This is a genomic window from Bdellovibrio sp. HM001, assembly GCF_055397275.1.
Window position 1 is genome coordinate 2,068,136 of the sequence record NZ_AP029174.1, and the last position, 24,804, is coordinate 2,092,939.

Annotated in this window: 23 protein-coding genes and 1 tRNA gene; 10 read left to right on the forward strand and 14 right to left on the reverse strand. The window is 50.0% G+C overall.

Annotation, left to right across the window (positions count from 1 at the left end):
• Positions 1–61: 61 nt before the first annotated feature.
• Positions 62–1,612, reverse strand: coding sequence for a methyl-accepting chemotaxis protein (locus ACZ5ZZ_RS10005; protein ID WP_464139190.1), 1,551 nt, complete (start codon positions 1,610–1,612; stop codon positions 62–64).
• 177 nt (positions 1,613–1,789) lie between these two features.
• Between ACZ5ZZ_RS10005 and ACZ5ZZ_RS10010 the strand changes: the two genes are divergently transcribed.
• Both ACZ5ZZ_RS10010 and ACZ5ZZ_RS10015 read left to right on the forward strand, forming a co-directional pair.
• Entirely contained in the window at positions 1,790–2,536 is a 747-nt protein-coding gene (locus ACZ5ZZ_RS10010) for a hypothetical protein (RefSeq protein ID WP_464139192.1), read from the forward strand.
• 113 nt (positions 2,537–2,649) lie between these two features.
• A complete protein-coding gene (locus ACZ5ZZ_RS10015; RefSeq protein WP_464130895.1) occupies positions 2,650–3,126 on the forward strand; it encodes a VOC family protein in 477 nt (158 codons plus the stop codon).
• A 114-nt stretch (positions 3,127–3,240) separates the two neighbouring features.
• Here the strand turns inward: ACZ5ZZ_RS10015 and ACZ5ZZ_RS10020 are convergent, their stop codons facing one another.
• Together ACZ5ZZ_RS10020 and ACZ5ZZ_RS10025 are read right to left on the reverse strand one after the other, a co-directional pair.
• Positions 3,241–3,597: a hypothetical protein gene (locus ACZ5ZZ_RS10020; protein WP_464130897.1), complete on the reverse strand. Its 357-nt coding sequence runs from the start codon at positions 3,595–3,597 to the stop codon at positions 3,241–3,243.
• Positions 3,598–3,674: 77 nt separating this feature from the next.
• Positions 3,675–3,757 (reverse strand) — tRNA-Leu (locus ACZ5ZZ_RS10025).
• 562 nt (positions 3,758–4,319) lie between these two features.
• Between ACZ5ZZ_RS10025 and ACZ5ZZ_RS10030 the strand changes: the two genes are divergently transcribed.
• The 4 genes from ACZ5ZZ_RS10030 (at position 4,320) to ACZ5ZZ_RS10045 (ending at position 9,180) form a co-directional block, all read left to right on the forward strand.
• Positions 4,320–5,453 (forward strand): carboxylate-amine ligase, encoded by a 1,134-nt coding sequence (locus ACZ5ZZ_RS10030; RefSeq protein ID WP_464130910.1) that lies wholly within the window; start codon positions 4,320–4,322, stop codon positions 5,451–5,453.
• Between the two features lie 29 nt (positions 5,454–5,482).
• The gene (locus ACZ5ZZ_RS10035; protein ID WP_464130912.1) at positions 5,483–6,667 is read left to right on the forward strand and encodes a hypothetical protein; all 1,185 of its coding nucleotides are present in this window, start codon (positions 5,483–5,485) and stop codon (positions 6,665–6,667) included.
• Positions 6,668–6,670: 3 nt separating this feature from the next.
• Positions 6,671–7,693 carry a gamma-glutamyl-gamma-aminobutyrate hydrolase family protein gene (locus ACZ5ZZ_RS10040; protein WP_464130913.1) on the forward strand — a complete coding sequence of 341 codons (1,023 nt, stop codon included), beginning with the start codon at positions 6,671–6,673 and terminating at the stop codon, positions 7,691–7,693.
• An 83-nt stretch (positions 7,694–7,776) separates the two neighbouring features.
• The gene (locus tag ACZ5ZZ_RS10045) at positions 7,777–9,180 is read left to right on the forward strand and encodes an aldehyde dehydrogenase family protein (protein WP_464139194.1); all 1,404 of its coding nucleotides are present in this window, start codon (positions 7,777–7,779) and stop codon (positions 9,178–9,180) included.
• Here ACZ5ZZ_RS10045 and ACZ5ZZ_RS10050 read toward each other — a convergent pair.
• From ACZ5ZZ_RS10050 to ACZ5ZZ_RS10065, 4 genes are all read right to left on the reverse strand, one after another.
• Entirely contained in the window at positions 9,177–11,393 is a 2,217-nt protein-coding gene (locus ACZ5ZZ_RS10050; protein ID WP_464139196.1) for a monovalent cation:proton antiporter family protein, read from the reverse strand. The genes ACZ5ZZ_RS10045 and ACZ5ZZ_RS10050 overlap by 4 nt on opposite strands.
• Before the next feature lie 213 nt (positions 11,394–11,606).
• The gene (locus tag ACZ5ZZ_RS10055; RefSeq protein ID WP_464117069.1) at positions 11,607–13,223 is read right to left on the reverse strand and encodes a S8 family serine peptidase; all 1,617 of its coding nucleotides are present in this window, start codon (positions 13,221–13,223) and stop codon (positions 11,607–11,609) included.
• A 333-nt stretch (positions 13,224–13,556) separates the two neighbouring features.
• Positions 13,557–14,285 carry a dolichyl-phosphate beta-glucosyltransferase gene (locus ACZ5ZZ_RS10060; protein WP_464139198.1) on the reverse strand — a complete coding sequence of 243 codons (729 nt, stop codon included), beginning with the start codon at positions 14,283–14,285 and terminating at the stop codon, positions 13,557–13,559.
• Positions 14,285–16,375: a site-specific recombinase gene (locus tag ACZ5ZZ_RS10065; RefSeq protein ID WP_464130917.1), complete on the reverse strand. Its 2,091-nt coding sequence runs from the start codon at positions 16,373–16,375 to the stop codon at positions 14,285–14,287. Before ACZ5ZZ_RS10065 ends, ACZ5ZZ_RS10060 begins: the two co-directional genes overlap by 1 nt.
• Positions 16,376–16,515: 140 nt before the next feature.
• Between ACZ5ZZ_RS10065 and ACZ5ZZ_RS10070 the strand changes: the two genes are divergently transcribed.
• From ACZ5ZZ_RS10070 to ACZ5ZZ_RS10080, 3 genes are read left to right on the forward strand one after another with little or no spacing between them, the layout of a single operon-like run.
• Positions 16,516–17,073, forward strand: coding sequence for a redoxin family protein (locus ACZ5ZZ_RS10070; RefSeq protein ID WP_464139199.1), 558 nt, complete (start codon positions 16,516–16,518; stop codon positions 17,071–17,073).
• Positions 17,070–17,498, forward strand: coding sequence for a FixH family protein (locus ACZ5ZZ_RS10075; protein ID WP_464117073.1), 429 nt, complete (start codon positions 17,070–17,072; stop codon positions 17,496–17,498). The genes ACZ5ZZ_RS10070 and ACZ5ZZ_RS10075 overlap by 4 nt, the downstream gene beginning before the upstream one ends.
• A complete protein-coding gene (locus ACZ5ZZ_RS10080) occupies positions 17,495–18,403 on the forward strand; it encodes a serine protease spb1 (RefSeq protein WP_464139201.1) in 909 nt (302 codons plus the stop codon). Before ACZ5ZZ_RS10075 ends, ACZ5ZZ_RS10080 begins: the two co-directional genes overlap by 4 nt.
• Before the next feature lie 7 nt (positions 18,404–18,410).
• Here the strand turns inward: ACZ5ZZ_RS10080 and ACZ5ZZ_RS10085 are convergent, their stop codons facing one another.
• The gene (locus ACZ5ZZ_RS10085) at positions 18,411–18,740 is read right to left on the reverse strand and encodes a KH domain-containing protein (RefSeq protein WP_464117075.1); all 330 of its coding nucleotides are present in this window, start codon (positions 18,738–18,740) and stop codon (positions 18,411–18,413) included.
• Positions 18,741–18,917: 177 nt separating this feature from the next.
• On the opposite strand from ACZ5ZZ_RS10085, the gene ACZ5ZZ_RS10090 reads away from it, so the two are divergent.
• On the forward strand, positions 18,918–19,487 hold the full coding sequence (locus ACZ5ZZ_RS10090; protein WP_464130921.1) for a HutD family protein: 570 nt from the start codon (positions 18,918–18,920) through the stop codon (positions 19,485–19,487).
• A gap of 32 nt (positions 19,488–19,519) precedes the next feature.
• Here the strand turns inward: ACZ5ZZ_RS10090 and ACZ5ZZ_RS10095 are convergent, their stop codons facing one another.
• From ACZ5ZZ_RS10095 to mbhE, 6 genes are read right to left on the reverse strand one after another with little or no spacing between them, the layout of a single operon-like run.
• Positions 19,520–19,843 carry a cation:proton antiporter gene (locus ACZ5ZZ_RS10095; RefSeq protein ID WP_464139202.1) on the reverse strand — a complete coding sequence of 108 codons (324 nt, stop codon included), beginning with the start codon at positions 19,841–19,843 and terminating at the stop codon, positions 19,520–19,522.
• Positions 19,843–20,097, reverse strand: a complete 255-nt coding sequence (locus tag ACZ5ZZ_RS10100) for an MrpF/PhaF family protein (protein WP_464117078.1) — start codon at positions 20,095–20,097, stop codon at positions 19,843–19,845. The genes ACZ5ZZ_RS10095 and ACZ5ZZ_RS10100 overlap by 1 nt, the downstream gene beginning before the upstream one ends.
• Positions 20,094–20,438, reverse strand: coding sequence for a Na+/H+ antiporter subunit E (locus ACZ5ZZ_RS10105; protein ID WP_464117079.1), 345 nt, complete (start codon positions 20,436–20,438; stop codon positions 20,094–20,096). Before ACZ5ZZ_RS10105 ends, ACZ5ZZ_RS10100 begins: the two co-directional genes overlap by 4 nt.
• Positions 20,435–21,895: a complex I subunit 5 family protein gene (locus ACZ5ZZ_RS10110; RefSeq protein ID WP_464139204.1), complete on the reverse strand. Its 1,461-nt coding sequence runs from the start codon at positions 21,893–21,895 to the stop codon at positions 20,435–20,437. The genes ACZ5ZZ_RS10105 and ACZ5ZZ_RS10110 overlap by 4 nt, the downstream gene beginning before the upstream one ends.
• Positions 21,892–22,188 carry a sodium:proton antiporter gene (locus ACZ5ZZ_RS10115; RefSeq protein ID WP_464117081.1) on the reverse strand — a complete coding sequence of 99 codons (297 nt, stop codon included), beginning with the start codon at positions 22,186–22,188 and terminating at the stop codon, positions 21,892–21,894. The genes ACZ5ZZ_RS10110 and ACZ5ZZ_RS10115 overlap by 4 nt, the downstream gene beginning before the upstream one ends.
• Positions 22,185–24,803: a hydrogen gas-evolving membrane-bound hydrogenase subunit E gene (gene mbhE / locus ACZ5ZZ_RS10120; protein WP_464139205.1), complete on the reverse strand. Its 2,619-nt coding sequence runs from the start codon at positions 24,801–24,803 to the stop codon at positions 22,185–22,187. Before mbhE ends, ACZ5ZZ_RS10115 begins: the two co-directional genes overlap by 4 nt.
• Between the last annotated feature and the right edge of the window lies 1 nt (position 24,804).

Consider the following 24,804-nt stretch of genomic DNA (forward strand, 5'->3'; position numbering starts at 1 on the left):
TGCCCGGCGAGTTGCAGCATCGCGTCACCGGGCCCATACAGGCACTGAGGGGTTTAAAACCCTAAAACCCCGTTGCGGAACCCACCTTGCGCTGAGACTTGCCATGGCTTTCAAAGGATTTTGGTTTAAATTCCAGCACATTGGAGGATGGGGAAGACGGATTTGAATCTCGACCTTCACCCAAAACCAGAAGATCCAAAGCATTCACATTTTTCAGTAGGACCGTGGACTGAGCCGACAATTCCTCCGCCGTGGCTGCGGCCTCTTCCGAAGCCGCCGCATTTTGCTGAGTCACTCCATCCAGTTGGTTCATGGCATTGCTCATCTGCTCAATGCCATTGGACTGCTCTTCACTGGCTGTGGCAATTTCGCTGTTCAGGTCCGAAACTTTTTTCACCGAGTTCACGATATCCGTCAGCACCGCACCACTGCGATTGGCCTGCTCAGCACTTTTTCCAATACGCTCGACACTGACATCAATCAGCGCGGCAATATTTTTGGCCGACTCGGCACTTCGCTGAGCCAGATTTCTAACCGCCTCAGCCACCACGGCAAATCCTTTACCCTGCTCTCCGGCACGAGCCGCCTCTACCGCCGCATTCAAAGCCAGCAGATTTGTCTGGAAGGCGATGTCATCGATCACGGAAGTGATCTCTGCGATTTTTTTCGAGTCCGCCGAAACACTCTGAATGGAGTCGATCAAAGATTTGATCTCACTTTCACCTTTCACGGCCACATCGCGGGTGGAGCTGGCAAGTACAGAAGCCTGTTTTGCATTTTCTGAATTCAGTTTAACTGTAGCGGTCAGCTGCTCAATGGTCGCAACAGACTCCTCCAAGGAACCAGCCTGACTTGCGGCAGATTGAGACAAGGTTGTCGATGTGGTCGCAATCTGAGTTGCCGCATCAGCCACCTGTCTGGCGCCCCCACCCAGCTCTTCAGTGACACGCTGAAGGTCGTGGGAAAGTCTCCGGATATAAATGACGGATACTGAAAGACCCAAAAGAATGCCCACGATAGAAATAATGGCCAAAAGCAGATTGTTAAACTCGGCGGTCTTTCTAGCATCATCCACCCAAAGCTTCTGTTCTTGGCTGAAGAAGTTTCTTAGATTCTGCACATGCCCAAAAAATTCATCTGCTGCTTCGGGGCACTCTTTAAAGAAGATCCCAATCACACGCTGTCGACTTTCAACTGTTCCCGTATCGTACAGTCCGAGGATTTCGACTCCTGCTTTCTTAAAGGACGTCCAGGACACAAGCACCTTGTCAACCAGGGCTTTTTGCTCTGACGGCAGATTCGGTCTGTCTAGTTTCTTAAGTTGTTCATCCACACCAGCGACAGCGTCAAGAACTTGCTTTTTCGCAGCAGCCCCTTGAGTCGGCGTGACGCCTTCGATGCCCAGAGTTCTTAAACCAATGCGCGTTTCTTTAAAGCCCAGAAAAGCCTCATCGACCGCGATCACGTCATCCAAAACACCCCGTGCGACCGCCTCATATTTTTCTTGAGTCTTCTTGCCTCCCCAGTAGGCGCTACTGGCAACAATGATGGCGACTAAAGAAATGCCGATATTCAACAGAAGCAATTTTTTGAACAGACTCCATTTAAACATAATGCCAATCCCTGTTAAAAGGTAGTTAAGGGTGCTCTATATCTTATCGAACACTTCTCATACAAATAGAGGGGTTACTCGCAAAAACGTGGTTACACTTTTGAAATGTGCCCCACCTAGGTCTCGTGTCTAATTTCTAGACGAGTCAGGCAACGCTAAATATGGGGGCAGGATGGAATGGTTCCTGCAATCACGGATTTGATGGCAAAAGTAGTGCTTCTCACAATTCTATTTTTCACTGCTGCAGGTTGGGCTAAATCAAGCCCCGTCACATATGGTGAATTACGCTCACGTCTGCTGCTCCAGGCGGAAGCCGACCTGTTTCATGTTGAAGCCTATCCTGAGATCACCATGCCCCCCACAGAAAAAAGTGTGGAGCTGAAGTTTACCGAATACTATCAGCCGCCGATCCGCAAGGGTCGCCTCTACCGAATCAGCCACCTCCGAGCACACGAAACCTATGGTTTGAAGGACCATAAAAAAGTGGACACGGTGTATCTGCTTAATCTTGTCGAGCTCAACAAAAATCTTCAGCCCACAGGAGTTCAATTCAAAGTGGGAGCCAAAGCCGATCCTGAAACTTTGGTCGGAAACTTCAAACAAATACCCGATCAACTCTCCTCCAGCCCCACACTGCAAACAGGACGCGCACGCGTGCGAGACCACATCGTGAACTCGGCGCCTGTTATGCTGAATGGTCGATCCGTGGCGGCATACAACAGATTCGAAGTCATCGACATTCAAAAAGAATACATCCCCTTCACTCTGGCTCACCGCTATACTCTGACCTTGCGTGAGGTGCGCACCAAGAAGCTCTTCACGCTCGCTGCTCCAGGCCTGCAGAAGCTGCCCATTTGGGCTCATCTGGTGGCCCCAGGCAATGAACGGGTCATCAAGTTCCCCGGCGGCGAATTGCACTACTAAACGCAATCTTTCTGTCCTTCTACAGTCAGCAGACATTTGCCTGCTGACTTCCCACCTTTTCTTTTCATAAAATATTCTTCGACGACTCATTCATCCAATCGGAGAACCAAAGTATGGCAGAACTCATTACCTGTATATGGTTTGACCACGGTGAAGCCGCCAACGCGGCCCACTTCTATGCAAGCACCTTCCCCGACAGCAGCGTTGGACGTATCAACAAAGCCCCCGGCGATTTCCCAGGTGGCAAAGCCGACACGGAGCTCACTGTTGAGTTCACGGTTCTGGGACGAAAATTTGTCGGGCTTAATGGCGGGCCGCTTTTTAAGCCCAATGAGTCGGTGAGCTTCATGATTGTCACAGAAAATCAGGAGGAGACAGATCGCTATTGGAACGCCATTATCAACAACGGCGGCATGGAAAGCGAATGCGGCTGGTGCAAGGATCGCTGGGGCTTTTCCTGGCAGATCACCCCTAGAATCCTGCTGGAGCTAACCACCAGTACCGACCCCACCAAGGCCAAGCGGGCTTTTGATGCGATGATGACAATGAAAAAGATTGATATCGCCAAACTCAAAGCCGCCGCGCTTTAAGACAAGACTGAAAACAAAGCGCGGACGCCGCAATCCGCCCGCGCGGCAATCGCTCCCCCTTAAGATACCGAGGGAGCGAAAATACCGTTGGGTACCAACGTCATCCTCCAATACTTATAGACATGAAATACCCCAACGCTTACGAAAGTCCCTGGAGGTATCTATGAAATCAATTCTTATTTTTGCTATGCTTTTTAGTTCAGTTTCCGCAATGGCGAACGAAATGAGTTCTGCACAAGATGATTGGCCGCCGAGCCTTCTCTCGCGTGCTGCCGACGATCCCAACATGTGAAGATCTAAAACAAAGGCCTGCACAGTAAACGTTTTCCAGACAAGAATACCTGGATCTATCTCTTTATCGACTCGAAAAATGGCTTGGAAAAAGATATTCGCATCAAATTTGACCATGCCAAACAAAATGACGGAACCTGCAAATACAAGTTCCGCAGCAATCACATAGGCAGCTTTCACCAACGAAGCAATTTTCCAACTTAATCTGTATTAATAAAAAAAGAGCGAGGACTGTACGAAGAAAATGAAGAAGGCAATGGTGCGCCGGGGGGGACTTGAACCCCCACGCTCGCGCATACGCCCCTCAAACGTACGTGTCTACCAATTCCACCACCGGCGCGCACCTATAAGAAAATCTGATAGAGGGAAGAAATAATTAATCATTTCCCTTCCCCAGAGTCAATAAAATGCCCGTAGACCCCTTGGCCATACCTAGACCTTTTTGTGCCCACATTTTTAGCAAAATTCTTTAACCTGAAAAGGACCCACCCCTGTCATATCAGTAAGAGCACGGATGCTCTTACTAACGGAACAAGAGGACGCTAGGATGGCACCTCGAAGATCCGCGAGGCCAAGGAAGGCCGCATAAAGTAAAAAGGAGAGAACATGACAGACTTACATGACGTAGCAATGTTCTGCCTCTTCTACTCGGGAGTTGTGATGTACGCTCTCTGGATAACGGTGGCCCGGCGCCCCGCCCGAGTTGAGGCAAGAAAAAGAAACTATTAAAAATTCAAATTTGGGCGACTCAGTGAAGGTTTGGTGGTTCCCTTCACACGAGTCCGGGGGGCCGATGAGGCCCCCCATTTTTTATTTCGTATTTGAGCGCACCAAGTCATGAAAATCCGACATTTTCACCATTAAAATTTGCCCCCGTGGTCATAACTCCCTATGGTGATTTTATGACTAAGCCTCAACCCATTCCATTTGGAAAATCAGACTTATTCTCGCTGGGTGTCGAAGTTGAGCTTCAAATTATCCACCCGCTGACCCGCAACCTTTTTCCCATCTCTCCGGATATCCTGGAAGAATGGTCGCTACAAAGCCCCCACTTAAAACCTGAAATCTTCCAAAGCATGCTGGAGATCGACACACCCATTTGCAAAAACGTCCAGGAAGTGGAGCAAGAACTTTTACTGACCGGTCGCGAACTGCTGCGCATTTGCAAAAAGCACGGCGCCCGACTGGCCGCCAATGGCACCCACCCGTTCGCAAAATGGCATGATCGTCTTTTTTACCCTTCAGATCGCTATGAATATCTGATTGAGCGCAACCAACACATTGCCCGCCGCCTGATGATTTACGGCCTGCACGTGCATCTGGGAATGAAAAATGGGGACCATTGCATCGCCATGATGAATGAGTTCTTGTATTACCTGCCCCACATGCTAGCCATGTCGGCCAGCTCGCCGTTCTGGACAGGTCACGATACAGGACTGGCCTCTTCACGCATCACGGTCTTTGAAGCCCACCCCGCCGGGGGCACCCCCTGCAAAGTTGAAAACTGGGCTGATTTTGAAACCATCGTGCAGAAACTCATCCAGAGTAAATCCATCGGGAGCTTCAAAGATATCTGGTGGGACATCCGCCCAAGCCCCAACTATGGCACACTGGAAATCCGCATCTGTGATGGCGTCCCGGGCATTCGCCAGACCACGCGACTGGTGTCCTTTATCCATTTACTGGCGCGCCACATTCAAAAGCGCCTGGACCAGGGATACAGACGCCAGACACCGGCAGACTGGATGATTCGCGAAAACAAATGGCGCGCGTCCCGTCACGGCATGGACTGTGAAGTTCTGATTGATAACGACGGCATGACCAAAAATCTGCGCGAAGATATCAATGATCTTCTGACCGCGATGAAAGACGATGCGACCGAACTGGGATACACTCAGTACCTGAAAGACCTCGAAAAAGATCTTCAGCATCCCAGCTATGAAATTCAACGCAAGCTCTATGAAAAAACGGGCGCGCTGGAGGACGTGGTTGACTCACTTTGCGACACCTTTGAAAAGGACCTTGCAGTCCTCTGATGGCGTGGGCCTTGCTTTTCTAAAGGGATATGCAGGGCCCGATAGCCAAATCCTTTATACCGCTTATTAAGACCGCACTTGTCATATTTGTGATCAGTGCGATGCCCTTCATCGCCTCTGCAGAAAACTTTGACAGTTGCCTGACCCACTCCCTGACCACCTCGTTCCCACGCATTGCCGAAGGGGAAAAATCGCAATTGTTTGTTAAGTGCACGACAGAAAAAGCCGCCCCACAACCCGGACAAGCCCGGCCCCGCTATAGCAGCGGCGAAATCAAATCCTTAAGCCAGGCGTTTTCCGCCATCACGGATTGTCTTGAAATCGATCCACAATGGCTGTTCCCGAAGCTGATGATGGAAAGCGGCTTCCATACCTTGATTCAAAATCCCAACGGCGACGCCGGCATAGGACAACTGACTGGCAAAGCCATCGCCGATGTGGACCAGGTTCTGCCGACGTATAAAAACATGATCTATCAAAGCTCCCGTAAATCCTGCCAGTGGCTGAAAACCCGCACCCAGGCACGCAGCCATTTCTGGAGACCTCTGCGCAACGAAAGCAAATGTGCCTTGATGAGCAAGTCCACCAACCCCTTGCGCAACCTGCTGTATGCCGGAATCTTTCACAAGCTGAATGAAAAATACGTCGCCACCGAGTTCGAAAAACGCAACATCCCGGCCCTACTGAAAGAGTCCGGCTATCCTACGGGCGATCACACCCAGATCAAACGTCTGCTGGTGACCTTGGGATACAACACCGGTGGCGCTGTCGCCGTAAAAAATCTGGAGCAATTTCTGTTCAGCCGCGTGGACTTCATCCGCCGCAAAAGTCAGGAGTTCAACCTGCAATTGCTGGGAAGCCTCAGTCCCTCGGACCGCGCCCAGGCCCTGTCCTATGTATCCGCCAAAGACTTTGATTTCAAAAAAGGACTCCGAGACTTCCAGAATCACAAAAAAAATCTGAAAGAACAACTGCAGCAGCAAAACCGCCAGTTGACGGACAAGGAAGTGGATCTCGCTGTTTCCCGCCTGCTGCGAAATGTCTCGGCCTCACTTTACACTTTCCCTGAATGGTTGCAGGTCTGGCAAAGCCACGGTGGCCCAGGGTATGTCTCCAGCCTGGCACACACCGCAGTCCAACTTGAAAAGAAGTTTGGAAGAGCGTGTTCGAACTCAGATAACTATCGGGTCATTCAAGCCCACGAAAGGCAATAGCACATGAAAAAATCCTTTTTTCTGTCACTGATTGCAACCCTCATCGTCCACACCGCCAGCGCCACCACGGAACTGGTTCGCCTGTATGAATGGTCTCCAGGAAACACCCTGGCGCCGCTGATTCTTCCCGTTAAAACCGGAGAAACTCCAGAGCAGGCGGCACAAAGATATTTACAGAATCTGAATCGCAATCCTGAGTTGATGGAGCTTTTTGAAGGCCGTCTTCCTGAAGTCAGACTCTCGGGATTCAAGCCCTTGGATGAAGCCCGCCGCGAATCCCGCGCCCTTCTGATTGCCAATCTGCCAAAAGATTACACTCGCAATTCGCAGCGAATTGAGAACTTCCAGAAAATTTTCGCCAAAGGAAAACACAGCTCTTACATCCTTCCGATCAACGCCAACCTGGGGCTTTCACAAAGCGAAACCCGCGACCTGTTTGCACAGATTTCAGAAAAATTCCCTTTTATGGTAGCCATGGGCGGCGATGACGTGGAGCCTGCTTTGTACAAGAAACAAAATACTCACTCGCGCAACACCATCCCAGCGCGCGATATGTTTGAAATCGAGCTGATCAAGTCTTATGTTACCCGCGAAAAAGGCTTCCTGCTGGGGGTTTGCCGTGGGTCGCAGATTTCTTCTGTCGCGTTGGGATACAAATTGATTCAGGACGTCCCCTTCCATGTTGGCACAAAGGTCAGCCATGGAAATGACTGGCACGAAGTCGAACTCAAACCCACCAAACACAACATCCTGGCTTCTTTGCTGGGACCAGGACAGAACAAAATGACCGTCAATTCCCTGCATCACCAGTCCGTAGTGTTTAAAGAAGGCGGCCCTCTGCAACTGGCGGCCCAGGGACACGACGGAGTGACAGAAGCCACGGAGTTCAAGAACGGACGCGGCCTGCTATTGCAGTTCCACCCTGAACTCATGAACAATGAACTGGGCTCTAAGATCCTTTGGCGCGTGCTCAAGCAGAAGAATGTGGTTATGCCCGGCCGCTGTGGAAAGGTGTTCTCACTTTAGTCCTTTTGAGCCGGCCTTTATATGTACCGGGCCATTGCCAACTTAAACGTTGCCTCCTTTAGCCAGTGTTCTAACATGGAGGCATGTTGGAAAAAATTTTTCTTCATCAAAAGCAGTATGCCCTGAAGCTTCGCAGTGAGTCCTTGAAGACCCGCATTCAAAGCCTGGAGGCCCTGGAAAAGGCCATCGAAAGTCACCAAGCAGAAATCATTGCAGCCCTAAAAAAGGACTTCAACAAACCTGAAGCTGAAACCCTGCTTTCTGAAATCTATCCGGTCCTGAAGGAACTTCATTTCACCCGCAAAAATCTTAAATCCTGGTCCGGCCCTCGCCGGGTGCAAACCCCATGGACCTTGTTTGGCAGCCAAAGCTTCATCCAGCCTGAGGCGCGAGGCGTATGCCTTTTGATCGGCCCCTGGAACTATCCATTTCAATTGGTGTTTCTTCCTTTGATCTCGGCCATTGCTGCCGGGAATTGCGCCATCCTTAAACCTTCTGAACTAACTCGTCACACAAGCTCGGTCATCAAAAAAATTGCCGAAGCGGCTTTTGCCACTGAACATGTCTTTGTGTCGGAAGGTGGCGCTGAAACGACTCAGGAACTTTTGAAGTTTCCCTTTGATCACATCTTTTTTACCGGCAGCACCCGCGTGGGAAAAATCATCATGGAGGCTGCCGCCAAACATCTGAGCAGTGTGACTTTGGAGCTGGGGGGCAAGTCCCCGACGATTATTGATGCAACGGCAGATCTCGCGGTGGCCGCCGAAAAAGTTGCCTGGGCCAAGTTCATCAATGCCGGCCAAACCTGTGTGGCCCCCGACTATCTTTTTGTGCATGAGTCCGTGGCATCATCCTTTAAAAGTCATCTTATAGCCGCGATTCAAAAGTTTTACGGATCTTCAGCAGAGCAGGTTCAGGACAGCCCGGATCTGGCACGCATGGCCTCGATGAACCATACTCAGCGCTTAAAAAACCTGATTGACGATGCCGTTGCCAAGAAGGCCGAAATCATCTTTGGCGGGCATTGTGAACCGGAAAAACACTATTGCAGCCCCACGCTGCTGGATAAAGCAGATCCGCACTCTTTAGTCATGCAAGAGGAAATCTTCGGTCCAATTCTGCCGATGATGACCTTTAAAGAGATCTCAGAGGTCATACATTTTATCAATGAACGCCCCAAACCCTTGGCCCTGTATTTCTATTCACACAGTCAAATGAACTCGGAAAGAATTCTAAAAGAAACCAGCTCTGGTGGGCTGGTCTTTAATGACTCTTTGATTCATTTTGTGAACCCCCATCTTCCCTTTGGTGGTGTCAATCACAGCGGAATTGGAAGTTACCATGGCTGGCATGGGTTTCAGACCTTTTCCCATGAAAAGGCCGTCCTGAAGCAGTCCTTCTTTGGCAAGATGCTTCGGATTATGTATCCACCTTACAGCAGCTTTAAAATGAACGCCCTGAAGACTCTGCTGCGCTGGCGGATTTAGGTCAGCTGCAGAATCTTATCGCGATCGCCCACAATCCAAAGAACATCCCCACGGCACAAGGTGACACTGGAGTCCGGATTTAGAATCCGCCCACCTTCACGTTCGATACCGACAACAAGCCCGTGGGTTGCCTCACGCAAACCGCAATCCCGGATGGTTTTATTTATAAACGGAGACGCATCCGTCAGCAGATACTGCTCAAGGCTGTACTCAGCTTCCGCCTGACCGGAAGGTGCCGGCAGTTCGTCTTCGATAAAGGTCTTAAACTGGATCAACTGCGCATCAGTGCCGATCACAAACACATGATCATAAGGCATCAGACATTCTTTTCGCCCTGGGGCCGTGACCCGACGGCGTCCCCGTTCAATTAAAGCAATCGTAACCCCGTATTTTTCTCGAATAGACAACTGATGCAAAGGCACACCGACATACGGGGCTTCCGGTGGAATTTCAAATTCCGTGATATGCGCATCCCATGGCGCCAAGGCCCGGTTGTTTTTGCGGGCATGAGTTTTCTGAACCTCATCATTGAGGTTTGTCAGGAAACGACGTTCAAACCAATGATAGATGTCCTGAAGCTTCTGCGACAGAACATACCCCACAACCACGACCATCCACAGGGTGATAGCCACCGCCCACATCAGTGGAACAAACTGCGCCACCATGGCCCCCAACAAACCAACGGCAAGCATGATTCGCGACACCAGGAAGACATAGTTGTGACTGCCCTTTCCCTGACCAACCAACAAGGCTTCAAACTGTCTTGTACGACCGAATGCCAAAGCCCAAAGAAATGGAGCACTTAAAATCAAGGTTGCACTTAAAGATATAAACTTCGCCGGACCTTCTGCGATCTGGCGTTCTAATAGAAACGGCAAAAACACCCGAGCCATGGTCAGGAAGACCGCAATAACCACCACGGCATTTAGAAGCACTTTCAGCACGTAAGCGCGCACCTGTTCGCGCCACTCCTTGTTCCCCGCCATGGAAAAAGAAATCACACTGTAACTGTCCAAGGAATGGATCACTTTTGCAGGCAACACCTTTTCCAGCCAACCATAGACCCTGTCAGCAGAACGGGTCATATAAGGCGTTGTAAAGGCGGTCAGCACAGAAACGGCCACGGCGATCGGGTAAATCTTTTCGCTGATAACTTTAAGGCTCAGCCCCAAAGTAGCAATAATAAAGGAAAATTCACCAATTTGCGCCAGACTCATTCCCGATTGCACCGAGGACTTCAGTGTCTGCCCGGAAAGCACCGACCCTAAGGTGACACTTAAAGTTTTACCAACAACCACGACCGCAGAAAGCAGCAGAACTTCCTTCCAATAAATGGAGATAATCTGCGGATCAATCAGCATGCCGACAGAAATGAAGAAGACTGCGGAAAATAAATTCTTAATCGGCGCAATCAAATGATGAATTCGTTCACCTTCGATCGTTTCAGCCAAAATTGACCCTGTGATAAAGGCTCCCAATGCCGAAGAAAACCCAACATTACTGGCAAAAACCACCATCATGAGACAAAGCCCCACGGCCACCACCAAAACGGTTTCTTCTGACAAAAGCTTTTGAGCTCTTTTCAGGAAACTTGGAAGCAGGAAAATACCCGCCACAAACCAGATAGACAGGAAGAAGGCCAGTTTTAGAACCGCCCCCAGCATCTCGGTTCCCGAAAAATCCCGAGTCAAGGCCACCGTGGTGAGTAGGACCATCAAAAGAACAGCCACCAGATCTTCGATCACCAGGACACCGAATACCATGCCGACAAACTTCAGATTCTTAAAGCCCAGCTCTTCAACAGTGCGGATAATAATGGACGTCGATGAGATCGACAGAATCCCGCCCAGGAACAAGCTATCCATCGCGGACCACCCCAAAATCTGCCCGGTGGTATACCCAAAGAGGATCATCAAAGAGACTTCAAACACAGCCGTAAAACTGGCAGAGCCCCCTACACGCATTAGCTTTTTGAAGCTGAACTCCAAACCAAGGGCAAAAAGAAGGAAGATCACACCGATCTCTGCCCACAGATTAATACTGCCAACACCTATCACCGTCGGAAAAATAGATGTCTTTGGTCCCACCAAAAAGCCGGCAACCAGATATCCAAGAACGATAGGTTGATTGAGTCTTTTAAACAGTAAAGTGACCAAGCCGGCTGTCCCAAGAATCAGGGCCAGGTCGTGAATCATCGCGGGTAAATGCTGCATATATACTAACTATGCGCCTACTTTTTCCCAAAAGGTACCTGCTTACTTTTGCAGAAGCGCTGCGCCAATGCACGGCCTCTGAAAAGCTGGGGCGAGCCATCCTTCGTGGGAGAGCGCCCTGGGAGCCCTTGAGGCTCGGTGGGGCCCCTCAAAAGCAAAACGGCCTCCTGTTTCCAGGAAGCCGTTTTTTAATGTCATTTTTCTAGATACGAATTACTTCGCGTCGATCGCAGCTTGAACAGCCGCTTCTGCGTTTACGATACCTGCGCCAAGCTCATTAGCAGAGTTTGGAGAAAGTGGCGTTGCAGTGCGCTTCAAGATTTCTTTTACTTGAGCACCAGTCAAAGACTTGTTCGCAGCTTTCATCAAAGCAACCACACCAGATACGTGAGGAGTCGCCATGGATGTACCGTCAAAGGCAGCATAGTCAGTAGCTACAGTTTGCAAAGTAGCAGTTACTTGCTTACCAGTGCCGATAACACGCAACAACTCTTGACCAACAGTTTGCTCAATCATGAACACGCCGATTGGAAGAACAGAACCATCGTCAGTCAAAGCACCTTGGATCAAACCTGGAGCGTTGTTGTAGATGATCGCGCCAGCAGCACCTGCTTTGATCGCGTTTTTAACTTTGTCAGAGAAGTTGATTTCACCGCGAGAGATCAAAGCAAATTTGCCTTTAACATCCACTTTCGCGAAATCTTCAACTTTACCCAGGCCAGCAGGAACCAAAACGTTCGTCTCTGGAGTCAAAATTTCTTTCGCGCCTTGGAATGTAGAAGAAGCTACTTTTACCTTTTTCTGACCGTTGGAAACTTCAACAGAAGACTCACGACCTGTGCCCATTGGTACGGAAGAAACAACCGCAACACCCGGAGCAACTACAGCCAATTCAGGACCGTATTGAGAGAAGTCTGCTTTTTTCAAGTTCACATCTACTGCACCAACTGCGATCACAGTTGGAAGAGCCGCTGGATAAGAAACACGGTTTGTCCCGTTGTTACCAGAAGCAGCCACAACAGTGATACCTGCACGGTCAGCTGCTGCAACTGCATTTCTTTCAGCAGGAGTGGACCAAGCGCCACCCAAAGACATGGAGATCACGTCCACTTTTTCCTGGATACCCCAGTTGATACCTTGAGCGATAGCGATGTTGGAGCAACCTTGCTCAGAGCACACGCGACCTGCCAGGATCTTAGCTTTTGGAGCCACACCAGTGAAACCAGTTTTATCCAAAGCGCCCGCGATAGTACCCGCTACGTGAGTACCGTGACCAACAAGGTCAGTGAAGTCAGAACCATCACTTGCGTCAGTGAAGTCTCTACCTGCTTCGAAGTTAACTTTCAGAGATGGGTGAGCAGCATCGATACCTGTGTCCAAAACTAGAACACGAGCACCGGAACCGCGCTTAGCTTTTGACCAAGCTTCAGTCGCTTTAACTGCATGGATACCCCATGGAGTTTTTTGACCCAATTTTTGGGATTGTTGTCTTTGCGCCAGGTAACCTTTTACTGGAGCTGGAGCTTCGTGGAAGATTTCCTTCTCAACGTATGCCACTGCAGGATTAGCTTTTAGTTTTTCAACTTGAGCTTCGCTGGAAGTGTTAACAATAAGTGTATTCAAGTTAGCAAGACTGTCTTCCAGTTGACCTACAGCTTGAGACTGAACACCCAAGTCGATCCCTTTAGCTGCATAAGACCCCTTCATCTTATAAGCCATGTGGGCTTTGTTGAAAGACGCCTGGTCTTTCATGATCACGAGTACGCGCTCTGCCTGAGCTGATGTCGCGAACAGCACTGATACAATAAGTGCAAACACGTTGAGTTTCATTAAAATCCCCCCATATCCATGGACTTCAACTATTGAAGTCCTCTATGGGTAGGCACTTCATTTCAGCTTGAAAGATTTATCAAGTACTCTTTTGGAACCACTTGCACTTTTTTTTGAACACAAAAAAGTGAAAAAATCTGTCATGGCACCTGTAGTTCCAAAGTGGAACCCCAGTTCAATTTTAGGACCACAGCAGCCTTTACTATTAATAAAGCTTATAGTTGCCATCATTTATTTGAAGCTGAGCTGCCTAATATTAAATCAGAGTAAATGACCCGCTGCAGCGTTGCTTTTTTGTTCCTGAGCAGTTCTTGGGCACAAAAGCAAAACGACTTATTTGATATTTCGCAAACGACGACGCATTTTTCGAATGGCAAAAAGCATTTCCAGACTGTCGCGCACGATATGAACACGGGAAGATTCCTTATGCTGCCAACGAATCGGAACTTCCTGCACTTTCAGACGAAACTTTTCCATGACCAGAATCAGCTCAACATCCCAGGCAAAGCGCTCCACACTCAACTGTGGCAGAACCTTCTGACGAAAAAAATCGTTCGTATGAATAAGTTTGAATCCGCATTGGGTGTCTTTATAGGGAAGTCCCACAAACAGGCGCAAAATCTTGTTGAAGGTCTTCCCCATGGTCTGACGAATCCAATGCTGCCGCACCTCGATCTGACTTTGTGGCAAGGCACGCGAGCCCATGATCAAATCCGCTTGAGGCATGAAGGACTGCAGTTTGCGCAGCTCCTCCCACGGTGTTGCCATGTCGGCATCAGCAACCAGCACCCATTCAGAACATGCTTCAATCAGGCCCTTTTTAACCGCGGCCCCCTTGCCCCGATTCTGTGAAAACCCCAGTAGCTTCAACAAACTCCAGTCACGCGCAAACTCCTCGACCACGCGGGAAGTAGAATCAACCGAGCCGTCATCCACCACCAGCACTTCAGAAATAGTCACCGGCAGTTCCTTATTCAGGCACAGCCTTTTCAGCGCCTGCAGGGTTTCCGGCAGACGCTGGGCTTCATTGAAGGCTGGAATCACAACCGAAACCTCAGTCATCAGTGACCATGACTTCCACTAGAGGACTTAGGCACGTTAGCCCCCACGGGCAGGAAGAAGCTTAATGGACTGGACAAGAAACGTTTCACCACCGCTTGGCGGATGGCTTTTCTTTGCGGAGGCTGGACACCGCGGGCTTTGATTGCGACCCACAAAGCCATGCCGAAGCTGATCAAAACGTTGAAGGCCCCGATAAAGAAGATGCCGATGACCGCTCTCCAGAAATCCCAGGTCTTCATAAAATCAAGCCCCAGAACCGGAAGGGCTCCTCCCAGAGTGCCGGACGAAAGGGTCACGTGCCTGATGTCCAACGGCAAACCGATGAACTTTAAAATTTCCGGTGTCATCCCCAGCATGATCCCCAGCGAGATATTCCCCGCCAGGCCCGAGATGTTCTTTTCAAAGAAGACGGCAATACCGCGGGCCCCGCGTTTGCCGAAAACCGCTTTCAGCGTCGGACTGCGCGCCAGGGTCTTACGCAGGGAATTTAAGGCAAACCAGTTATCGCTCCATCCCGACACCAGGCTGGACATCCACAAAAGAATGCCGGTGAATCCCGCATACAAAACAGCCGGCCCTAAAATATCCACGGACTTAAACGCATACTGCGCTTTTTCGAGCGACATCAAATGCCCGCCAAAAAGAAGATTGAAAACCGCATCAATCAGAATCACACATGGCACGACAAACATCACGTTTCCGGCAATGGCCGCCACCTGCGAGCGAATCAAATGCGTGATGTCTGTGACCAGCTCATTCATGCCTTTTTCACTGTCCACATCCTGCATCTTTGCCGCCAGCGCCGGAGCCGTCATGGCAGGCTGCTTGGTCCCCAGGGTGAAGCCAGCCAGATGAATCGCCACAAAACTTAAGGCATAGTTCAATGAGGCAAGGAAGCCCTCCATAAAACCAGACAGCCCCAGCGCCAGAATGCCGATCTTGGCATAAACTGTCAGCGCCGTTATAGCCCCGCCGCCACCGGCCGCCTGAAGCATGTGACGATATTCATCTTTGGTTCGGGTGATATAGTGTTCTCCGGTCTCTGCCGCCCGCTCAACCACTTTGCGTGCCAGCAAGGAGATATTTTGTGACAGCAACGAGGAAATACTGCGCAGATCCTGATTTTCCTCGACCAGTTTGGAAAGAAAGCTTGTCACTTTTTTCGTGTCCAAACGTTCATTCAGAAGAATTTCAAGCAGACTGTCGATACGCTGCAAATAAGTTCTCAGGCGTGCCATCTGGAAGACCAGATCCACACTGACTCCGTATTCATCCAGGTGCTTGTGGACCTGTGCCAGCTCACGGCGACACTCCCACACGATCATGCGAAAGCGGGACGCCTTTTCCAGGGTCAGATTGCGGTCTCCGGCATGATAGGCATTCACGAACTCCTCTAGGCCTCGCACCAGGGCAAAGAACGCCGAATCACGAAAGTTGGGTTTGTCCAGACGATTGCGAATGGCCGGAGACAAGCCAATCGCCCGAACCTGAATAACCAGATATACCAACGCATCTTCCAGATCGATCTTGAAACGATTCCAGTCCTGTTCTTCAGGCCCCACTTCATAGTGGAACAAGTCGACAAGTTTTTCGAAGGTCACATTATCGATGGAGGAAATCCACACCGGGTCGTCTTTTTCCGGGAACAGGGCCCAGAACAGATAGCCCAACTCGTGATCCAGAGGTGGCGTCGGCAGCATCTTCATCATCAGACGGTCAGACAACTCACTCCACAGCCCCAATTCACGTGGCAGGCCGGTTTCCGTGTATAATTCCAGACCGCTGACCTCATGAACCACCGTTCGCAAAATGACGGCGACTTCTTTCTTCCAATTGGGATTGCGATCCAAAACCATCAAGAGATAGCGCAAACGCGCCACCGGCAGTCGTCCGGTTTCTTTTTCGATATGGGCGTCCACCGCCCCCTCGTAGCGCACCCACTGCAGCAGACGAACCAACCACTGCAAGCGGTCTTCCAGCTGCTTCTGTTCCTGGGCTGATGCCAACAGGACATCCAGATCACTATGAACCTGACCGCTTTTTTTGTATTGAACAAAACGATTTCTGAACTCTCTAAGTTTTCTAAACATAGAAAAAGTTTATAGAAATCCATTTAGAATTGGCACGACGGATTCACATATATACGCAACGCACAACAAACAAATCCGCCCTTAATCCCGCAACTTTTTGTGGCATATATCCCCAAAGGGCTTTGTGTTAGAAACGGCGCATGAGCAAAATACTGGTTTCTGTCTTTCTGATTCTTACTTCCCTGGGCACCTCGGCCGCAGAGAAGATTGACGTGCTAACGGGAAGGAATGTCCTGACCGGAGAATCCCAGGAGTTCGCTTTCGCCTCATCCCCGGCCACGGTCGTCGTCTTCATGTCCGCCAAATGCCCTTGTTCAGCCAGCCACGAAGGACTGCTGAAGGATCTGAGTCAGCAGTTTAAGACTTTCAAATTCGTGGCAATCCATTCCAATGCAGACGAAGATGCTGACATCACCAAGGCCCACTTCCAGGATGCCCATCTGACGTTCCCCGTGCTCGCAGATTCCCGCAGTCATTGGGCCGACAAGCTGGGAGCCCTGAAGACCCCCCATGTTTATGTTTTTAATTCCACAGGAGACATCGTTTATCAGGGGGGCGTCACCGACAGTCATGTTGGTCCCTCTGCAAAGAAACATTATCTGAAGGAAGTGCTTGAAGATCTTCAGGCGAGCAAAACGCCCCGGCACAAAGAAGGGCGAGCCCTTGGTTGTTATATTCAAAGAGCGGAGAACTTATGAAAAAACTGATTCCTTTCATCCTTCTATTCAGTCTGTCTGCGTGCGCGCAGCCTCACTATATTTCAGCTAACGACCTGCAAGAGCCTCAGGGCACTCAGGCCGAAGATACCTGCCTGCTGAAGTTTACCAAAGCCGGTGTTTGCGCGGAAATGCAGTGGCTGACGACTCCGAGCAGCTCGGACTACTCTGAATTCACCTTGAAATTTAATTCACCACAAATCACGGCGGCAAATCTGTCTGTGGTTTTGTGGATGCCATCTATGGGACACGGATCTGCCCCGGTCAAAATTGAAGACTTAGGCCAGGGTCAGTTCCGTGTTCACCGTGTTTACTTTGTCATGCCTGGTGAATGGGAAGTGCGCGTGAGCCTGAAAAACCAATCCACCACCGTGGATCAGGTCTTTGTTCCGCTGATGGTGCCATGATTAAAGCTGCTTCAGCTTTTCTTGTTATTTTTCTTTCCTGGGGCTCCTTCACCCAGGCGGCCAGCTGTTGCGGGGGAAGTTTTTCTTTTCCCGCGCTGATTTTGGGTGATGACAAGGCTCAGGTGACTTCCACCTATTCATATTCAGAGATCACCGATGATGTATTAAGCAGTGGTCAGTGGATGAAAAGAGACGACGGCAACCAGTCACAGACCCTGAAGATCGAAAGCGCCTTGCTTTTGGCAGACACCTGGCAGGCCGGACTTTCTGTTCCAGTCATTGCAAAAAAAGACCGCCTTCACAGTTCAGCCTCCGGCGTGGGGGATGTCTCTTTATATCTGGGACATGAAACATTCCCAGAGCTGCAGTATTCCCGCTGGAAACCCCGGGGCGTGACCTTCCTGCAGATAACCCTGCCCACGGCCCCTTCCATCTATGATGAAGAGGCCACGACTTCCAACAAAATTCGTGGCCGTGGTTTTCTTTCCTTAGGGGGCGGCGTCGCCTTGGTAAAAACCTGGCGCGTGTGGGATGCCAACTTCAGCTCAGAAATTCATAAATCCTTTGAGCGGACAGCAGAAGGCAGTGCCTACAATGGCAAGACCACCGTTACACCCGGCTGGGGCACGACACAGAGTGTGGGACTGGGCTGGAATAAAGAAAACCTGCGCTTAGGCAGCAGCGTTTCCTTCCTTTACGAAGAGGCCATCCGTATTCGCGGCTCCACCTCTTCTGATGGGCAAAATCAAAAACACTTCACCTGGGGAGTTTCTGGCAGTTATATGCTGTCGCAAGAGTCGGCTCTGACAGTGGTCTACAGCGATCAAAGTCTGCTGGGGAATCCCGTCAACTCGACGCTGTCAAACACCATCAGTGTCAGCTACCAACAACGCTGGCAGCGCTAAAGAGACACTATACATCCACACAGAAGTAAGGAATTTCAACCACCGCACGAATGCCCTTACGAGCCAAGGTGGCTGCCATCACAGAGCGAACTCCGGTGATGTTTTTGCCTTTGGCACCAATGATCTGTCCTAGGCATTTCTGGTCGCATTCCACCTTGTAAACGGTGGTTTTATCTCCGACCTCAAAGCTGACCTCAATGGTTTCTGGAAAATCGACCATGCCTTTGAGCAAAGTCTCAAGAAGTTGCCTTCCATTTTCCCGGTCCTGTTGTTGGTCCGGAGTGTTTCTAACTTCAGGTCTCTTCTTGATCACTTTGAGCTCTTTAACCGCTGACATACTTTAGCTTCTCCAGTAGGTCCTTGATACTAAACATTTCGGCGCCGTAATGAACTAGCTTAAGTGCAAAACCAAACCTTTGGTTTATTTATTTTAAGTTTTATTTTGAGATTTCGTCGGCTTACCATCTGATAGTAGCTATTTTACTGAAGATTCACCTTTTCCCAAGGAGCGCTCATGTTGCAAGTGATAAAGTCTTCCGAGTTTGTATCCATGCCCTGGAAGAACGGTCAGGGAATGACGGATCAAATTGATCTGCTTCCGGGACGGGATCTGCCCTATTTGTGGCGACTGAGTTCAGCCCGTGTCGAAGCGGCAAGTCCCTTTTCACTTTTTCCTGGGTATGACCGTCTGCTGGCCGTCTTCCAGGGTGAAGGGTTGCTTCTGAATGACCGGCCGTTGCTGCGGCATATGCCGGTGGCCTTTGCCGGAGAAGAGGAAATTCAATGCAAATTGCTGGCGGGGCCGGTGCGCGATCTGGGGCTGATTTATCATCGTGAAAGTTTTATGGCCACGATGGTGCATGAACATATTCCGGCCGGCTCGGAACAAACCGTACAAACCGTCGGACAAACCACTTTCTTTTTTGTTTCGCACGGAACAATGACCACTGAAAATCTGACTGTCTCAACCGGCGACGCCTTGAAGGTCCAAGACAGCATTTCTCTGCAAATTAAGAATGACGGTCCGGAGCCTTTGGATTTCCTGCAAATCTCCATCACTCCCCGCCAAAATACAGCTGACTAGCTTGGGACTATCGCGTTCCCGACGGACGGTTCTTAGGGGCCGTCTGTTTCGTAGTCGTTTCTTTGGGTCTGCAGAGGATATTTCCCGGCTGTTCGCAGACGCAAACGACTGAGCAGATGCGAAGACACCGGGATTCCCATAAACAACACCAGCGCCGCCAAACCCAGCAAGATCGTCAATGACACTTTTTGAAAGTGTATCGCAGCCGCCAGACAAAACACCACACTTCCCAAGGTCGACGCCTTCGACACCGCCGCCATTCGGGTCAGGGTGTCTGGAAATTTCAGACTGCCCACCGAGGCCAGAAGAATCAAAAGACACCCCATTAAAAGCAGGGAGGTCACAATAAGGCTCATCAGGACTCCTTTCGCCTTTCAAGATAAAATGCCATGATGGCATTGGATACAAATGACAAAGGCGCCAACACCAGCACCAACGTCACCACATCGGGATTGTTTTCATAGATGGCATAAAGAGCCGCCGCCGCCACCAGGATATTATTCAATAGATCAAAGGTCATGATTCGGTCTGTCCAGTCAGGACCGCGCAGACAACGGATCATCGTACAAACAGAAGAAAAGGCCAAAAGACCCACGAAAACAATAATCATGACATGTCTCCCCTTTCACCGAAGATTATCCGCAACTTTTTTTCAAAGACCTCTTTTATGTAAGCAATCGACTGATCGGGATCGTCCGTATGAAAAAAATGAACATACATCTGCTTTTTATCGCGTCGAATATCCACAATCATCGATCCAGGAACCAAAAAAATGAACAACGACAGAATCCACAATCCCCACTGATTTTTAATTTCGACCTGCATGCGCACAATGGCCGGCTTCATTTTACTGTTCGGCCTGAACACCCACGAAGCCACCTGAATAACGGCAATCACAAAGTGCCCCATAAATTGCAGAAGCACTTCGAAACTTAAAATCAATTTCTTCAAGGCGCCCCCCTGTCAGCTAAAAGTTCCTGGGCCGCTTTTTCCACCACCTTCTTCACATGAGGGTATCCCAGGCCCATCGCCAGGATGCCGACATTTAAAATCACCAATGGCAGCAACACCCAGCGAACACGGACCGCATCCTTTTCAGGCAGGTCCCGTGCAGCTCTTTTCCAGACAACTCCAATCCAGATTTTAAGCATCGACATTAAAGTCAGCAGACTAACCCCCAAACATGCAAAGACACCCAGCCAACGTTGGTCTGCCAAAGCCGCTTGCAGGGTTAACACCTTCGCCCAAAAGCCAGAAAAAGGCGGCACCCCGATCAGCGACAACGCTGACAGAGCAAACAGTCCGGCCAGCCAGGGGCGTGCTTCCCACAAGCCTCCCGATTCCGACACCATACTCGTGCCACCCACTTTTTCCATGTAAGCCAACGACAAAAACAAATTTGTTTTCACCATCATGTGATGCAATAGATAAAACACACAGGCCGCAACCCCCGCCTGTCCTCCCAAAGAAAGACCCAGCAGGATGTAACCCATTTGCGAAGTCCCGTGAAATGCCAGTATACCTTTCATGTTGTCTCGGGAAAGTGCGCCCAACACACCCAACACCATCGAAACCAAAGCCAGGCCATAGAAAAACGGCAAAAGCTTTGCACTGTCACCCAAGGTAAAAGCCGGACTTAACACACGCAAAACAGAATAAAGTCCCACCTTGGTCAAAAAACCCGAAAACACAGCCGCCACCGGAGTCAGCGTCACCGGATAAGAAGCCGGCAACCAAAAGAAAAAAGGAAAGACCGCCGCCTTCACCAAAAACGCAATTGCCAAAAACGACAACCCCATGATCATAGCCAGACTCTGTCCCTGCACCTGCTGCTGGCGAACAATGTCGGCCAGATCCAGACTGCCCATGGCGGCATAGACAAATGAGATCCCCAACAAAAAGGCCACTGAAGACAGGATACTGATCACGGCATACTTAAAACTGCCCGTCACCGAAGTCCGCTGTCGGCTTAAAGCCACCAGAAAGAAGGAGGCCGCCAGTAAAACTTCAAACCAAACATACAAGTTGAACAGATCCCCCGTGGCAAAGGTCCCATAGACACCCATCATCAGAAAATGAAAAAGTGAATAAACGCCCAGCACTTCCCAACGGCGCCCCAACAGGGATTGCATGGCCCACTGCCCACAAAAGGCCACCAACGCACTGCCTGCCATCATCAGGGCTCCCAGCAATCCAACGTCGAAGGAAATTCCAAAAGGAGCCGGCCAGTTTCCAATTTGCAGACGCTGGGGCCCCTGCTCCCACACGCGCCAAAGAATGACCCCTGTGGCTGTCAGATTGAAGGCCCCTCCCAAGAACGACACGCCCAGCAGCGCCAAAGAACAACGACGAAGCATCAGTGTGATCAAGGCACATAAAAATGAGATCAACACCGGGGCTGCAATCATTCTGTTTCCTCCGGCAGAAAATCCGCGTCGCGCGATCGGGACACTTTCAAACCTCGACAGGCCAGCGCCAGCAAAACGGCCGTCATCCCCAATCCAATCACGATCGCCGTCAGTATCAACGCCTGCGGCAAAGGGTCCGTGGCCTTCCCTTCACCTGCGGTGAGAATAAATAAATTCACTCCATGCCCCAACACACTGAGCCCCATCACCATCTGCAGCCAGTCGCGGGACAGCAGCAGCCAAAGTCCTCCAGCCATCAGTGAGGCGATACTTAACGACAAAAAATCAATCACACATCCCTCCTGAAGAACGAAAGAAACAAACTTGTTCCCAGCCCCAGAACCAACAAATAAACACCCACATCAAAGATCAACGGGGTCCCCAACCATTCAATGCGATCAAACCAATGTGATTTCATCAAAACCTCGCCCCGCAGAACCGGATAAACCGCAGCACTGAAAGCCAACAACAGGCCCAGGCCCATCCAGGTCATGGGTCTAAGTACCAGCCAACGTCGCATCCATTCCTCACCCATCACAAGGGCGGCGAAAGCAAACGAGACTGCCAACACCAGCCCCCCAATAAACCCTCCGCCAGGGGCATTGTGCCCGCGCAACAGCACAATCCATGATATCAAAGCAAAAAGCGGGGCAAACACCTTCATCGAGGTGGTCAGAATTGCTGACTCTTGGAATGTCATCGACAACTTTTGTTTACGCAGATACAAGAAGTGAATTCCAACAGCAACAATCCCAAGCACCGTGATTTCTCCAAAAGTATCCAACGCGCGGAAATCCACCAGAATGACGTTGACGACATTGCGTCCTCGCCCCAGAGGCAGGGCGTTTTCATTAAAGAACTCAGCGACTCGAGATGGCATCTTGCCTTCACGCAAAAGAGCACACAAAAGAAGGGTTCCCAAAAAAGCGCAGGCTGTGATCACCGATCGAGCCAATTTGTAAAACCAGCTAAACCCCGAGGGGTTCGAGCGCAGAAACACAAGACTCAAGGTCAGCAACAGCACCGACAAGGCCTCAACCGCCATCTGAGTCATGGCCAGGTCCGTCGCCCCCGCACTAAGATAGAACAAACTGACACCAAACCCCAGCACTCCCAGGCCGATAATCTGCATCAGAGGCCGCACACTCAAAAGCATCGGCAAAAGTCCCATGAGCACAATCACAAAGGGAATCATCTGCAGATAGGAAAGCCCCTTTGGATGGAACGCAAAAATTTCTGTCGGAGGTGGCACCCACAGGGAAAGCCCCAGAAACCCAGGCACCAGAAACCAGAGCAGGTAATGACTTAATCTGCCGTTTTGCAGCCGATCTATCAGCTTTTTGGAAAGACTTCCGACAATCCCCACCCGTGGCGAAGGGTTTAAAATTTTCTTCAACCACACAGCCACTTTGGTCATGGTCCCGGAATAACGAAGAGCCAGAAATATTCCGGACATCAAAGACACCAGACTCAACACCAACGCCAGATTGATTCCGGTCCACATTTCAAGATTCAGATCGACGGGCTGTAACACGATCGAGGACACCACGGGGCTCAGAAAGTATTTATTTATATCATCCAAAAAGAAGCCTGAAATCCAGCCAGCCGAAGCCAATAACAATGGCGGAAACCACATGCTGGCAGGGGCTTCCTTCAAACGGCGGCTGTCTGTGGGCCTGCGAAACAAAAGTAAAATCAGACGATAACCCACCACGATGGACAGGATGCTGGCCCCGAGCAAAGCCACCACCAACAATGAACCCGCCCCTTCCAGCTGCAAAGCTGACTTAAACAAATACTCTTTCCCCAAAAAACCCATACTGAAGGGAAGCCCCATCATAGATCCCAAAGCCATCAACAATGCCAAAGAGGTCAGCGGCATGCGCCGGATCAGTCCGGAGGCATGCTCCATCCTGCGACCGCCCAATTGCTTATCGATATTCCCCACACACAGAAACAAGCTGGCTTTGTAAAATGAGTGCGCCAGCACATAAGAAAAAAAGGCCTTCCATGAATACGACACATGCAAGCCGACCAGAATGCACATTCCTCCCAAGGAGCTCACCGTGGTCCAGGCAAAAAGCTGCTTAAGATCATTTTTGGTCAGCGAAACAATCATCCCCCAGATCAGGGTCACCGCACCGACCAGACTAAGAATAAAGACCCAATCCATGTTCTGATCAAAGAGGGGGCTAAAACGCGCCAGCAAAAAAACACCCAACTTCACCATTGTGGCTGAATGCAAATATGCGCTGGCCGGTGTTGGAGCGACCATCGCCCCAGGAAGCCAGAAATGAAAGGGAAACTGAGCAGACTTGATCATAGCGGCCAACAGAATCATCAACATCAATAGGTTGTTGTCCCGCATAAGACTTCTTTTGGCGTAAAGAATTTCAAGGAGCGAATGACTGCCTGATATCTGAGCCATGATCAGTAAAGCCAATAAAAGACACAAGCCGCCAGCAATGTTGATGATCAAAGCCTGCTTGGCCCCTTTACGAACATCAAAGTCCGTATATTTAAAACCTATCAAAAGAAAGGAGCAAATTCCTGTGGCCTCCCAAAAGCCGTAAAACAAAAAGATATTGTCTGCCCAAAGCGCCCCCAGCATGGATCCAGTAAAGGCAAAGAACAACGGAAAGAATCTCTTCCTTTCATAAGACTTAAAATAGGTTCCAGCATAAATACTGACGCACAATCCGATCCCTGCCACAATGCAGGCGAAGAAATCACTCAGACCATCCCGAGGAAAGGGCCAGGATTGTTGAACAAAAGGTTTTAAACTTTCATTAAGGGCGCCAAGATAAGGAAGGGCGAACAGTGTTCGCCACAGGACTGGGGGCAACTTCAACAGCAAACGTGAAGTCAGAGCTAATAAAAAAAACAGTATCACCCAATACATCAACATA

Bases quoted from the DNA above. Each gene is read 5' to 3' on its own strand.
- ACZ5ZZ_RS10070 (WP_464139199.1), top strand. From the start codon at position 16,516: ATGAGCAAAATACTGGTTTCTGTCTTTCTGATTCTTACTTCCCTGGGC.
- ACZ5ZZ_RS10035 (WP_464130912.1), top strand. From the start codon at position 5,483: ATGCAGGGCCCGATAGCCAAATCCTTTATACCGCTTATTAAGACCGCA.
- ACZ5ZZ_RS10095 (WP_464139202.1), bottom strand. From the start codon at position 19,843: ATGAGCCTTATTGTGACCTCCCTGCTTTTAATGGGGTGTCTTTTGATT.
- ACZ5ZZ_RS10075 (WP_464117073.1), top strand. From the start codon at position 17,070: ATGAAAAAACTGATTCCTTTCATCCTTCTATTCAGTCTGTCTGCGTGC.
- ACZ5ZZ_RS10065 (WP_464130917.1), bottom strand. From the start codon at position 16,375: ATGTTTAGAAAACTTAGAGAGTTCAGAAATCGTTTTGTTCAATACAAA.
- ACZ5ZZ_RS10110 (WP_464139204.1), bottom strand. From the start codon at position 21,895: ATGATTGCAGCCCCGGTGTTGATCTCATTTTTATGTGCCTTGATCACA.
- ACZ5ZZ_RS10090 (WP_464130921.1), top strand. From the start codon at position 18,918: ATGTTGCAAGTGATAAAGTCTTCCGAGTTTGTATCCATGCCCTGGAAG.
- ACZ5ZZ_RS10005 (WP_464139190.1), bottom strand. From the start codon at position 1,612: ATGTTTAAATGGAGTCTGTTCAAAAAATTGCTTCTGTTGAATATCGGC.
- ACZ5ZZ_RS10010 (WP_464139192.1), top strand. From the start codon at position 1,790: ATGGTTCCTGCAATCACGGATTTGATGGCAAAAGTAGTGCTTCTCACA.
- ACZ5ZZ_RS10085 (WP_464117075.1), bottom strand. From the start codon at position 18,740: ATGTCAGCGGTTAAAGAGCTCAAAGTGATCAAGAAGAGACCTGAAGTT.
- ACZ5ZZ_RS10045 (WP_464139194.1), top strand. From the start codon at position 7,777: ATGTTGGAAAAAATTTTTCTTCATCAAAAGCAGTATGCCCTGAAGCTT.
- ACZ5ZZ_RS10050 (WP_464139196.1), bottom strand. From the start codon at position 11,393: ATGCAGCATTTACCCGCGATGATTCACGACCTGGCCCTGATTCTTGGG.
- ACZ5ZZ_RS10080 (WP_464139201.1), top strand. From the start codon at position 17,495: ATGATTAAAGCTGCTTCAGCTTTTCTTGTTATTTTTCTTTCCTGGGGC.
- ACZ5ZZ_RS10015 (WP_464130895.1), top strand. From the start codon at position 2,650: ATGGCAGAACTCATTACCTGTATATGGTTTGACCACGGTGAAGCCGCC.
- ACZ5ZZ_RS10055 (WP_464117069.1), bottom strand. From the start codon at position 13,223: ATGAAACTCAACGTGTTTGCACTTATTGTATCAGTGCTGTTCGCGACA.
- ACZ5ZZ_RS10030 (WP_464130910.1), top strand. From the start codon at position 4,320: ATGACTAAGCCTCAACCCATTCCATTTGGAAAATCAGACTTATTCTCG.
- ACZ5ZZ_RS10040 (WP_464130913.1), top strand. From the start codon at position 6,671: ATGAAAAAATCCTTTTTTCTGTCACTGATTGCAACCCTCATCGTCCAC.
- ACZ5ZZ_RS10060 (WP_464139198.1), bottom strand. From the start codon at position 14,285: ATGACTGAGGTTTCGGTTGTGATTCCAGCCTTCAATGAAGCCCAGCGT.
- ACZ5ZZ_RS10100 (WP_464117078.1), bottom strand. From the start codon at position 20,097: ATGATTATTGTTTTCGTGGGTCTTTTGGCCTTTTCTTCTGTTTGTACG.
- mbhE (WP_464139205.1), bottom strand. From the start codon at position 24,803: ATGTTGATGTATTGGGTGATACTGTTTTTTTTATTAGCTCTGACTTCA.